This window comes from Sorangium sp. So ce1504, assembly GCF_051521635.1.
Classification (GTDB): domain Bacteria; phylum Myxococcota_A; class Polyangia; order Polyangiales; family Polyangiaceae; genus Sorangium; species Sorangium cellulosum_B.
In genome coordinates, this window is the sequence record NZ_CP150365.1 from 5,303,832 (window position 1) to 5,316,947 (window position 13,116).

A 13,116-nucleotide genomic window follows, 5' to 3' on the forward strand; every position below is an offset into this window, starting at 1 on the left:
ATCCGAAGCGGGTGACCGCCGCTCTAGCGCCGCCGGCGGCGAAGCCCGGCCAGCGCCGCGGCGACGCCGACGAGGACGGAGAGGCCTGCGGTATTGCGCTCGGCGGGGGCGCCGACGACGCCGCAGGAGCAGGACGGGACCTCCGACGGATCGATCTGCGGGACGCACTGGTTCGCGAGGTTGCACACCATGCCATCGACGCAGTCGGCCACCGAGCTGCACGGTGAGGCGCAGGCGCTGCCGCCCGGCGGGCAGCTGTACGGGGTGCAGTCCGTGTCGACGCCCGGGGATCGGAGCGTGTGCTCGCCGTCGCAACGCGGTCCGATCTCCTCGAGGTCGGCGCAGACGCCGTCGAGGCAGACGAAGTCCTGGATGCAGTCGTCGTCGGAGGCGCAGGAGGTCTTGCAGGCGGTCTCGTCCGCGCACTTGAACCCGCCGCAGCGCTCGACCACCGGCTCGTTCTCGCGGCCGTCTCCTGCGCAGAAGAAGCGCGTGAGCGTCGCGGGACCCACGATGCAGCCCTCGTCCGGGCAGGAGCACGTGAAGGTCTTCGCGACCGCCCCTTCCACAGGGAACATGCACTTGGCGTCGGTGGCGCCGCCGCAATAACCGGCACACGCGCCCTCACCGGGGCAGGCCTCACGCAGGAAGGTGCCGCCCTCGTTGGGGTGCGGCGACTCGTGGTCGACAGGCGTCCCGACGTTCGTGCACCTGCCGACGTTGTTCACCACGTCGCATGCCTGACACTGGCCATCGCACCGGAAATCGCAGCAGAAACCGTCGACGCAGTGGCCCGAGACGCACTGGCGATCACGCGTGCACTCGGCGCCGTTGGCGAGTCGATCGAGACACAGACCCGACCCGGGCGGCGCACCACCCGATCCAGCAGACGCTCCGCCTGCGCCACCTGCACCTCCGCTGCCTCCAGCAGACGCGCCGCCGGCACCCGCGCCACCCGATCCAGCGGCTGCGCCGCCTGCGCCCGCGCCACCCGATCCAGCGGACGCGCCGCCTACACCGCCGGCACCAGCGCCACCCGATCCAGCGGCTGCGCCGCCTGCGCCCGCGCCACCCGATCCGGCGGACGCACCGCCCGCGCCACCCGATCCAGCGGCTGCGCCGCCGGCGCCCGCGCCACCTGCCCCAGCGGACGCGCCGCCTGCGCCGCCTGCACCCGCGCCGGTGGACGCGCCGCCCGCAGCACCACCACCCGTTCCGGACGATGCACCGCCGGCGCCGCCGGCCTCACCGCAGGCGTGCGGATCGCCGACGCCGACGTCGCACCAGCCGCTCTCGTCGCAACCGCAGTCGTCCAGGCAATAGAGGATGCACCTGTTGTTGCTGCCGCAGCGGCCGGGCTTGCAGTCCTTCGTGGATTCATGAGCCAGCGCGCGCCCCTGGCCATCGCAGCGGTTGTGCACTTCGATCTGGTTGACGCAAACGACGGGGAGCTCCGTGTCGAGCTTCGCAGGACCACAGGCGCCATCGCTGCCCGTCCCCTTGCCCGACGCCGTGCACGAGAAGCACTCCTGGTCGCACGCCTCGTTGCAGCAGACGTTCTCCGTATCGGAGCAATGCCCTGATGCACACTCCTGATCGTGCGCGCACGCCTCGCCGTTCGCCTTGATGAGCAGCTGCGCGCTGGCGAGCGGCTGCGCGCTCGTGGCCCCGATGCCGCCCGCGACGAGCACCGCCCGGCCTGCGACGCGGTCGGTGCCGGCGTTGACGACGACGGCAGCGTGCTCCCGACGAGCCTCCTGTGCGAGCGAGCCGGCCGGCAGGCTGAGGGCGCTGAACTTCCTGGTCAGCGGATCGTAGATGGCGGCGCTCGAGAGCGAGGTCGTGCCGTCGAACCCGCCGGCGATGAGGACGTCGCCGGTGGGCAGCAGGCTCGCCGTGTGGTTGGCGCGCGCGTTCGCCATGGAGATCGGCGTCGGCTGGAGCTCGAAGCCCCGCTTCGTCGGATCGGCCACGCCGTCGTGGTAGATGTCGATGGTGCGGACGTAGGCGCCACTGGAGACCCGGGTGGTGCCTCCGACGAGGATCACCTCGCCTGAATCGAGCGTCGTCGCCGCCTGACCGCCCAGCGCCTCCGCACGGTCGATGAGCGTCGCCGTGTGGAAGCCGCGGAGGGCGCTCATCTGCGCCGTCATCGGGGTCGCGGAGGGCGAGAGGACGGCGATCGGCCGGAAGACGCCCTCGTCCTCGTGGAAGATCTCGGCCGAGGTGAGCGCCGCGCCCGAGAGGACGAAGCCGCCTGCGACGAGCACATTCCCCGTCTTCAGGCGGACCGCCGTGTGGGCGTGGCGCGAGGTCGCCATGCTGCCCACGGAGGCGAGCGCGCTCGTGACGGGCGCGCCGCCGTTCGGTCCGAAGGCGCTGAAGGTGTAGAGGGAAGCGGTGCTCGTGGGCTGGTTGAGCGGATCCGCGAGGCCGCCTGCGACCAGGACCTCGCCTGGATCGAGGAGGGTGGCCGAGTGATTGAACCGGCCCAGAGAGGCCCCCGCGTCCCTGACGAACTGGCCGGTGGCCGGGTTGTAGACCTCGACGGCAGCGACCGGCGTGCCGCTGGTGCGCTGGCTGCTGCCGCCCACGACGACGACCGCCGGCGGCGGAGGCGCAGGATCCGACGGCGCCGCCGGGGCGAGCTTCGTGACCGCCGTGGCGGTGTGGGCGCCGCGCGCGACGTCCATCGCGTCGGTGCTCGCGAACGTGCGGTCGAGCGGGAAGTACAGCTCCGCCGTCGCGAGAGCGCCCCCGGACGCGTCGAACCCTCCCGCGAAGAGCACGGGGCTCGCAGGGTTCGCCGGGTCGATCACGGTGGCCGTGTGACGGGCGCGCGGCGTGATCATCTGGTTTGTCGTGGCGATCCACTGCGGGTCGACGAGCGCCGGGTACCGAACGCCGGCGGGCTGCCATCCGACGATCACCGTGCACGCCGGCGCGCCCGGCGGGGTGATCGGCCGGCCCCACGGGGCGCGAGGGCTCGTGTCGACGGAGCAGCCCTCGACGGAGAGCGAGGCCGGAACGCGCGCGCCGGTCGCGTCGACGAGGTAGGGGGGCGCGACGCGCAGGCGGGGTGAGCCACCGGCGTCGAGGAACTCGAGCGTGCGCTCCACGAGGCGGAGGCCCGAGACGGCGGTGACGTCGACCCGGTAGCGGAGCTCCTTGCGCGCCGGCTCCTGCTCGAAGACGACGAAGTCCTCGGTGCCGTTCGGGAGGACGCGGTGCAGGACGTCGCGGGCGCCGCCGCCTTCGGCGCGCAGCGCGCCTGCGTAGAGGACGAGGCCGCTGTCGACCGCCGCAGGCACGTCGGCGGCGTCGACGAGGGAGAAGGCGATCGAGACGCGAGACGCGCCGTCGGCGAGGCGCACCGGACCGGCGGCGCGCGCCGGGAGCTCGACGGACGCCGCGGCGGCCTCCGGGGCTGCCGCGCGCAGGGCGCCGGCCGGAGTCGCCGCGACGATCTTGACGGGGCCAAAGGCGATGGCGTCGGCGAAGCGCGCGCGGATCGCGGCGATGCGGGCGCGCGCTCCGGGCGGCGCCGCCTGAGGCGACCCGGGGCCGGACGGAGGCGAGCGGCGCGAGGCGCCCTCGTCGGAGCAGCCAAGGACCTGGGGGAGAATGGCGCACGCAGAGAGCAGCGCAGCCGTTCGCAGCCTGAAGCCGAGTCGCAGCACGCGGTGGTTTCGCAAGGGTCGTTCCGTGGTCGGCGCGGCGCGCGCGACGTGAGAGGGCGGATCTGGCCCATCCTAACAGAACGCGGCCCGCCGCCGAACAGTGAGGCGGCGCGTCGGAAGCGGCGGGGGGCTCCTCCGACGTGGCCTCCGGCACGGGGACGCGGCGGCGGGCGATCGCCGCTCGATCGAGCGCGCGGCCGAGGAAAACCTCCCCAGGAGGAGGGCGAAACTGGGTAGGCTTACGGGGGCGCTGTCGCGTACGGCGCGATCTGTCTGGAGGAGCCGCGATGACTTTCCCCGCCTTGCCCTGGATGTCCCGCCACCTCGCGCACGCCGGCGCCGCGCGACGCGGGATCGTGCCGCTGCTCGCGGGCCTGCTCGCGCTCGTGGCGCTCGCGCCGCGGCCGGCGAGCGCGGCGCCGTGGGACACGGACAACGACGAGGTCGCGAACGGCGTCGACAACTGCCCCGGGGTCAGCAACCCGAGCCAGTACAATGGCGATGGCGACGCTCAGGGCGACGCTTGCGACAATGACGATGACAACGACGGCACCCCGGACGACGCCGATCTCGACGACGATGACGATGGGATAGCGGACACCGCCGACGAGTGTCCGACGATTCCCACGCCCATGGCAGCGGATCCAGACTTCGACGACGACGACGATGGCGTCCCGGATGTCTGCGACAACTGCGACACGTCCAGCAACGAGGATCAGCTCGACAGCGATAGCGACGGGCGGGGGAACATCTGCGAGACCGACAACGACGCGGATGGCGACAGCGACTTCAACGACAATTGTCTCAACATCTCGAACGCCAGCCAGGCCAACGCCGACGGCGACAACTACGGCGACGCCTGCGACAACTGCCCCACTGCATTCAACAACGATCAGCGGGACAGGGACAACGATGGCGTCGGAGACGACTGCGACAACTGCGCAAACGCCCCGAACACCGATCAGCGCAACCCCGACGGCGACCTCTTCGGCGACGTCTGCGACAACTGTCCTGGCACGGCCAACACCAACCAGGCGGACAGCGACGGTGACACGATCGGCAACGTCTGCGACAACTGCCAGAGCCGCGCGAACGAGAACCAGGCGGACGGCGATGACGACGGGGTCGGCGACACGTGCGACAACTGCCCTGGCACGCCCAACAGCCTCCAGGAAGACGTGGATGGCGATGGGGTCGGCGACGCGTGCGACAACTGCGCGAGCCGCGCGAACGAGAACCAGGAGAACGGGGACAGCGACGCGTTCGGCAACGTCTGCGACAACTGCCCTGCCACGTCGAACCCCGGCCAGTCGGACAGCGACCTCGATGGGACCGGTGACGCGTGCGACAACTGCGTGGACCGCGCGAACGATCAGCAGAACGAGGACGGCGATGCCTTCGGCAACGCGTGCGACCTCTGCCCGTACGTCGCGACCCTGACCCAGGTCGACACCGACGGCGACGGCTTCGGCGACGATTGCGACAACTGTCCGCGCCTCATCACCGCGAACCAGGCCGATGGCGACGGGGACCGCGTCGGCAATGCGTGCGACAACTGCCCCGAGGTCGCCAACACGGACCAGATCGACAGCGACGGCGACGGCCTCGGCAACGCCTGCGACAACTGCGCCAGCATCGCCAACGCCGGCCAGATCGACGATGACCACGATGGGGTCGGCAACGTCTGCGACAATTGCCCCGCGACACCGAACAGGCCGAGCGGGACGAACGAGCAGGACGACGGCGATGGGGACCGGATAGGCGACGCGTGCGACAACTGCCCGGACGTGTCGAACGCGAACCAGACGAACACCGACGTCGCCACCGGCGACACGGAGGGCGACGCGTGCGACGCCGACGACGACGCCGACGGCGTGCCCGACGCCACCGACAACTGCCCGACCGAGCCGAATACGAGCCAGCGCAACACGGACCGGGTCCTGCCCGGCGGTGATACGCAGGGCGACGCGTGCGACAACGACGACGACGCCGACGGCGTGCCCGACGCCACCGACAACTGCCCGCTCCAGCGCAACGCGGATCAGACGAACACGGACGAGGACCTGACCGACGGCGACGGGTTCGGCGACGCCTGCGATGATGACGACGACGCCGACGGCGTGCCCGACGTGAACGACAGCTGCGTCACGACGCCGAACCCCGCCCAGGCCAACACCGATCTCAGCCTCTCAGGCGGCGACACCCTCGGCGACGACTGCGACGACGACGACGACGCCGACGGCGTGCTCGACGCGGCCGACAACTGCCAGTTCGCGCCGAACAGCACGCAGATCAACACCGACCAGAGCCTCGCCGGCGGCGACGCGCAGGGCGACGCGTGCGACAACGACGACGACGCGGACGGGGTGCCGGACGGCACCGACAACTGCCGCACCACCCCGAACGCGGGGCAGGAGAACAACCCGAAGAACGGGCCCGAAGACGCGCTCGGTGACGAGTGCGACGATGACGACGACAACGACCGCGTCCTCGACGCAGATGACAACTGCGGATACGACATCAACACCAACCAGCTCGATACCGACGGCGATAGCGACGGGGACGTCTGCGACGACGACGACGACAACGACCTCCTCACGGATGCAGAGGAGGCGGCGCTCCGGACCGACCCGACGAGCGTCGACTCCGACGGCGACACCATCGGCGACTTCGAGGAGGTGTTGAACCGCGACAATCCTGCCGATCCGACCAACAACACCGACGATGACGCGTTCATCGACGCCGTGGACCCCGACAGCGACGGCGACGAGGTGCTCGATTCCGAAGAGGCCGGGGATGCTCTGCTGAACACGCCGGCGACCGACACAGACGGCGATGGGACCCCGGATTACCGGGACACCGACGCGGACGAAGATGGCGTGCTCGACGGCGACGACAACTGCCGCCTCATGGCGAACCCGCCGCCCGCGCCGGGCGAGCCACAGGTCGACACCGATGGCGACGGCAAGGGTGACGTGTGCGACGGCGACTCGGACAACGACGGCACGCTCGACGTCGACGACAACTGCCCGAGCCTGGCGAACGCCGGCCAGCAAGACGCCGACGGCGACGGCGCCGGCGACGCGTGCGATCCTGACGGCGATCCGGACGCCGACGGGGTGATCAACGAGGACGACAACTGCGATTTCGCGGCGAACCCGCCGCCTGCGCCGGGCGAGCCGCAGGCCGACATCGACGGCGACGGCCTCGGCGATCCCTGCGATGATGACGCCGACGGCGACTCGATCCCTGACGCGGACGACAATTGCCCGCAGATCGTGAATGCCGATCAGGCAGACGCCGACGACGACCGCCACGGCGACGTCTGCGACAACTGCCCGCTTCACGCGAACGCCGGGCAGGAAGACGCGAACGGCGATGATCTCGGCGATGCCTGCGATCCCGACGGCGACGGGGTGGTGACCGACACCGACAATTGCCCGAGCGTGGCGAACCCCGAACAGACCGACACCGACGAGGACGGCCAGGGTGACGCCTGCGAGCCGCCGGATCCGACCAGCAGCGGCGGCGGCGGAGGGGCCGGCGGAGCGGGAGGCGCTGGCGGCATGGGCGGCGCCGGCGGTGAGGCCGCCACGGCGACTGCGACCAGCGGCGGCGCGACGTCGCCAGATTTCCAAGGCGGCTGCGACTGCCGCATGGGACGTGCGCCGATGCCCCGGGAGGCGTGGGGGATGCTGCTGATCCTCGCCGCCGTGCTCCGGCGGCGAGGCCGGCTGCAACCGCGACGGGCAGCATGATTCCACGCCGCGGAAACTGGGCTCTGGCGATCACCTGAGAACTACGCCCGGCGAGCGCGGTGGCTCCTCGTCGACGCAGCCGTCCGATATCGTCAATCTTGGATAGCGAGGCGCAGATTCGTGTGATACGGGCCTCAGCCGCCAGGCAGGCGAGTGAGGCGTACGAAAGTACGCCTCAGCGAGCCGAACGACGCGGATGAGCCCGCGGCGCACGGAGATGCGCCCCGCCATAACGGAGCTTCAAGGAGGACCCTCATGCAGGCATCTCGGTGGATCGCGGTGTGGATGGCGATGGGCGCGCTCGTCATCGCCGGTACGGGCGCGGGATGCGGAGGTGACGACGCCACGGGGGACGCGACGACCTCGAGCTCGACGACGACCACCACCACGGGTGAGGGCAGCACGAGCAGCGTTGGGACGGGCGGCGCTGGCGGCGAGGGCGCGGGCGGCTCCGGCGGCGCGGGAACAGGCGGCGCCGGCGGTGCGGGAACGGGCGGCGCCGGCGGTGCGGGAACGGGCGGCGCCGGCGGGACGGGAACGGGCGGCGCGGGAGCGGGCGGCTCCGGCGGCGCGGGAGCAGGCGGCACGTCGGGCGAGAGCTTCAATTTCACCCTCCGCGGCACCGGTTACGTTCCCGCCTACACCGCTGGTGACATGGTCTACGTGGCCGTCGTCGCTGCCGGCGACGCCGCGCCGGCCCTGAGCGCGTCGGACGCGATCGAGGCCGACGGCACGTTCAGCGTGACGGGGCAGATACCCGGCGACAAAGCGTACAAGATGCACTGGTACGTGGACCTTTCACAGAATGGGACTTGCGACGCGGCTCCCACGGATCACGTCTGGACACAGGACATCCCCACCGTCACGGCGGATATCACGCGCAGCGTCGTTCCCAACAGCGCCTTCGGCGACTGTCCGTGACGCGCCGCGCTCGGCCATTCCATAGCCGTTGATCGTCCCTGGCGCGGCGCGCCCTCCGCGCGCCGTCGTCCTGTGGCCAGAATCGTGGCCACGTCGAACGCGGCGCGAGCGGGTCACAGACCGTCTCCTGGACCTCGCCCAGGATCGCCGCGGCCAGGGAAAAAATGCGGATGTTGCCCCCCGCCACGCGCCCCCGCTATCGTGCCCGGCCGATGAGGCATTCCTCCGTCGCAGCGGTCGCGTCCACGGCCGTCCTCATGACGCTCGCCGGCGCCTCGCGAGGTCAATCCACCGGCGGCTTCTCCCTGGATCGGTTCGAGCCGGCGCCCGCTGGAGACGCCTTCTTCGGCGTGCCTTCTCCGGCCGCTCCCGGCCACCTCGCGCCGCGCGCCTACGTGATGCTCGATTACGCCCACCGCCCCATCCACACCAGCGGTGAGACCCCCGTCGACCTCGTCTCCTCGCAGACGTTCCTCCGCCTCGACGCCTCGCTCGCGCTCTGGGATCGCCTCCTGCTCTCGATCGACGCACCCCTCGCCGTCGCGCAAGGGGGCGACGACCCGGGCATCCCCGGCGTCGAGTTCACCGAGCTGACGGCGCCCGAGCTCGGCGACCTGCGCTTCGGCGCGCGCGTCCGCCTGCTCGGGGAAGACGCAGGCCCGCTCCAGCTCGGGATCGGCGGCTACCTGTTCGCGCCCACCGGCTCGCCGGCGCAGTACACCGGCGACGCCGAGGCTCGCGGCGCCGTCCACGCGAGCCTCGGCGGGCGCGTCGGCTCGGCGGGCTCGTCGCTCGGGTTCCTGTGGAGCGCGAGCGGCGGCGTCGAGCTCGGGGGCGGCCCCAACCGGCCGCAGCTGTTCACGTTCGGCGGCGCCGCCGGGCTCCTGATCGCCGGCGATCTCCTCCAGCTCGGCGCCGAGGCGTACGGCGGCGCGCCGCTCGGCGACGAGCTCCTGCTCTCGAGCACGCCTGTGCAGCGCGACGAGGCGAGCGTCAACGCCGAGCTGCTCTTCGGCGCCAAGCTGCGCGTCCTCGACGGCCTCACGTTCGGCGCCGCGGTCGGCCCGGGCCTCACGAGCGCCATCGGCACACCGCCGGTCCGCGCGGTCGGCATGGTCGGCTGGACGCCGCTCCCGAAGCCGGCCCCGGATCGCGCCCAGGCCGCCGCCGTCGCGGGCGACAAGGACGACGACGGCATCAACGACGACATCGACGCCTGCCCCGACGTGAAGGGCGATCCTTCACCCGATCGCGCGAAGGACGGATGTCCTCCGGCGGATCGCGACGGCGACACCGTGCTCGACATCGACGACGCGTGCCCGAACACCCCGGGCGCCCGCAGCGCCGACGCCACGGAGAACGGCTGCCCCGAGGACTCGGACGACGACGGCTTCCACGACGGCATCGACGCCTGCCCCAGCGTGCGCGGCGGGGCGAGCGACGACCCGAAGAAGGTCGGCTGCCCTGGCGACGCGGACGGCGACGGCATCGCCGACGCTTCGGACGCCTGCCCCAAGGTCAAGGGGCCGGCGAACCGTGACCCGAAGCAGAACGGCTGCCCGGACGATCCGGATGGAGACGGCGTGCGTGGCACCGCGGACGCCTGCCCGAACGAGCGGGGGCCCTCCGATCCTGATCCACGACAGAACGGCTGCCCCAGGTTCGTTCGTGTCAACGCCGACGAGATCAAGACGTCCAAGCCGGTGCAGTTCGTCGTCTACGGCAAGTCGCGCGCCGAGACGGTCGATCCCATCTCCGACGAGATCCTGTACGAGGTGCGCGACGCCATCCAGCAGAACCCGGACATCGAGCTCGTCGAGGTGCAAGGCCACACCGACGACAACGGGACCGAGGAATACAACCTCCGCCTGTCGCAGCAGCGCGCGGACGCGGTCCTCTCGTGGCTCGTGGCCGCCGGGGTTCCGAGGGAGAAGCTCGTCGCCAAGGGCTACGGCTTCGAGCAGCCGGTCGGGGACAACCGCGTCAAGACAGGGCGCCAGAAGAACCGCCGCGTGCAGTTCGTGATCGTCAAGCGCAAGGGAAAGCCCTAGCGAGCAAGCGCCGGCGTCGTGGCGCAACACGCTCGACCACGAGCGACATAACGCCCAAGACACCACAAATCCCGACAGCCGCCCGGACGCGCAGACGCCGATACCTCGCAGTCCAGGGCGATCGCAGCGCCGCGGCACGTCATGCTGCGCCGCGCCCGCATGCGCCTCCGCCACCGCCCGACCCCTGGCCGTGACCGTTCCCTGACGGCCGTGGACGGGCGAGTGTGTCACCTTATCGAATGCTCCATACGGTGGCGATCTCAGATATCCATCTTTGCGAGCTCGAGCCGGGTGACGGCCTGTGGATGCGTTACCGTCAGGCTCCTTACTCCCCCGACAGCGAGGTCGCGGCGATGCTGGACGCGCTCCGGGACGAGATGAGGCAGGGCGCGGCGCGCGGCGCCGAGCGCGATGAGCTCACGCTCGTGCTCAACGGCGATGTGTTCGACTTCGATGCGCCGCGCGTGATCGACCAGCAGAGCGTCTTTCACGACCTCCCCCGCAGCGCCGAGCACGCGGTCCCTGCGATGAAGGCGATCCTCGCGGACCACCCGGTGTTCATCGAGGCGCTCGGTCGCGTCGTCGCGGACGGGCACACCGTCGTGTTCATCTCCGGCAACCACGACGTCCAGCTCACGTTGCCCGAGGTGCGCGACCTGATCCGGGCCCGCGTCGTCGATGCGGCGCTCGCCGCGCTGGCCGACGCGCCGCTCTCCAGCGCCGCGCGCGCGGCGCTGGGCGCGCGCGTCGTGTTTCGCGCGTGGTTCCACAAGACGCCCGACGGCATCATCGTGGAGCACGGCAACCAGTACGACGCGTATTGCAGCTACCGCTACCCGATGGTCCCGTTCGGGCGTAAACCCGGCGAGATCCAGCCCACCATGGGCTCGCTCGTGTGCCGGCTGCTCGTGTCGCGGATGGGCTACTTCAACCCGCACGTGGACGCCTCGTTCATGCTGTCCGCGTTCGGGTACCTCGCGCACTGGGCGCGTTACTACATGTTCTCCAGCCGCTCGCTCGCGGGCGCGTGGGCGCTCGGCGCGCTCCGCACGCTCGTCGAGCTCGTGCGCCGGCGCGAGCCGGAGCGGCGCGCTCGCCTGCGCGAGTGCCTCGCCGCCGCGGCGCAGGAGACGGGCGCCCCGCTCCGCGCCGTGGCCCGTCACGCCCGCCTGTTCGCACCCCCGGCGGAGGATCGGCTGGGGCTCGTCGCGCGCGAGCTGTGGCTCGACCGGGCCGCGCTGGCGCTGCTCGCGGTCGCGGTGGCGCTCGTGTGGCTGGTGCTCGCTCCGCTCTGGCTCGCGCCGGGGGCGCTCGTCGCGCCGGCGGCGCTCATCGTCTACGAGCGCCTCGTGCCGAAGCTCCCGCTCGACGCGACGTGGCAGCGCGTCAGTCGCGCCGCGCGCCACGTCGCCCGCGCCCATCGCGCCAGAGCGGTCGTCTTCGGCCACACGCACACGCCCGAGGGCACCTGGGAGGGCGGGCTGTTCTTCGGCAACACCGGCTCGTGGTCCGCCGCCTTCGAGGACGTGGCCTGCACCAAGCCGGTCTTCGCCGCGCGCCCCCTGGTCTGGCTGAGGTCCGAGCCGGGGGCGGGCAGCGCCGCGCGCCTCTCGGGAGGCCTCGTGACCTGGAAGAACGGCCGCTTCGAGGCCCTCACGGCCAGCGTCCCGCCCCCTGCCGGGCAGCGCAGCGAGCCGCACGGCGCCCATCCGCCTCTCCAGTCGCCAGCGACCGCCGCGCTGCGCACGTGACGCGCGTCACGCACGTCACGCACGTGCCCGAGCAGGCCGGCGCTCTTCACTCGAATTGAGCTCCTTCCTGACTTGCGCGAGGCGTCCCGCCGCTGGATGCTCCCGGCACGACACGCGTCCCGCTGACGAGGAAGCTCTGTGAACCCCCCGCTCCACATCGAAGCCGCCGGTGACAGCCACGTTGGCCACCAGCGCGAGCACAACGAGGACAGCTTCGCGGTCGATCTGGATCTCGGCCTCTTCGTCGTCGCGGACGGCATCGGCGGCGCCGCCGGTGGGGAGGTCGCGTCGCGGATGGCGGTCGACATCGTGCGTTCGTTCTGCAAGGACGGCGAGGGCGAGATCACCCAGCCGACGGGGTACGACGAGGAGGTGACGCCCCTCGAGCTGCGCCTGGTGTCGTCCATCTGGCGCGCCAACGAGCGCATCTTCGAGGTCGGGCAGCGCGACCCGCTCTGCTACGGCATGGGGACGACGTTCGCGGGCGTCTACGTCGACGGGAGCTCGGCGTGCATCGCGCACGTCGGCGACAGCCGCGTCTACCGTTACCGAAGGCGCCGGCTCGAGCGGCTCACCGAGGATCACTCGCTCTGGAACGAGCACCTGAACAGCGGCGAGCAGCTGCCTGACGATGTGGATCCGCTGCTCGCCCGCAACGTCGTGACGCGCGCGCTCGGGATGGGGAAGACCGTCGACGTGGCCACGCGCGTCGAGCGGCCCGAGGCCGGAGATCTCCTGCTGATCTGCTCGGACGGGCTCTCGGGTCCGGTCTCCGAGCTGGAGATCGCCGAGCTGCTCTCGCAGGAGAGCGACCTCGCCACGACGGCGCGGTCCCTCATCGACCGCGCCAACCAGCACGGCGGCCCCGACAACGTCACGTGCGTGCTCGTGCGGTGGAACGCCGGCGACTGACGCGGCCGAGCGCGCCGCGCCGGAGCGGGGTGCTGCTTCGTGG

At 71.6% G+C, this 13,116-nt stretch carries 6 protein-coding genes; 5 read left to right on the plus strand and 1 reads right to left on the minus strand.

The features are described from left to right. Nucleotides 1-23: 23 nt before the first annotated feature. A complete protein-coding gene (locus tag WMF39_RS19890) occupies nucleotides 24-3,695 on the minus strand; it encodes a Kelch repeat-containing protein (protein WP_437747065.1) in 3,672 nt (1,223 codons plus the stop codon). 272 nt (nucleotides 3,696-3,967) lie between these two features. On the opposite strand from WMF39_RS19890, the gene WMF39_RS19895 reads away from it, so the two are divergent. The 5 genes from WMF39_RS19895 to WMF39_RS19915 all read left to right on the plus strand — a co-directional run bounded on the left by WMF39_RS19895 (nucleotide 3,968) and on the right by WMF39_RS19915 (nucleotide 13,073). Then, nucleotides 3,968-7,438, plus strand: a complete 3,471-nt coding sequence (locus WMF39_RS19895; protein ID WP_437747066.1) for a thrombospondin type 3 repeat-containing protein — start codon at nucleotides 3,968-3,970, stop codon at nucleotides 7,436-7,438. A 255-nt stretch (nucleotides 7,439-7,693) separates the two neighbouring features. After that, nucleotides 7,694-8,359, plus strand: a complete 666-nt coding sequence (locus WMF39_RS19900; RefSeq protein WP_437747067.1) for a hypothetical protein — start codon at nucleotides 7,694-7,696, stop codon at nucleotides 8,357-8,359. Nucleotides 8,360-8,571: 212 nt separating this feature from the next. Further along, nucleotides 8,572-10,410, plus strand: a complete 1,839-nt coding sequence (locus WMF39_RS19905) for an OmpA family protein (RefSeq protein ID WP_437747068.1) — start codon at nucleotides 8,572-8,574, stop codon at nucleotides 10,408-10,410. Between the two features lie 251 nt (nucleotides 10,411-10,661). After that, entirely contained in the window at nucleotides 10,662-12,161 is a 1,500-nt protein-coding gene (locus WMF39_RS19910; protein ID WP_437747069.1) for a hypothetical protein, read from the plus strand. A 138-nt stretch (nucleotides 12,162-12,299) separates the two neighbouring features. Further along, nucleotides 12,300-13,073, plus strand: coding sequence for a PP2C family protein-serine/threonine phosphatase (locus WMF39_RS19915; RefSeq protein WP_437747070.1), 774 nt, complete (start codon nucleotides 12,300-12,302; stop codon nucleotides 13,071-13,073). Nucleotides 13,074-13,116 lie beyond the last annotated feature (43 nt).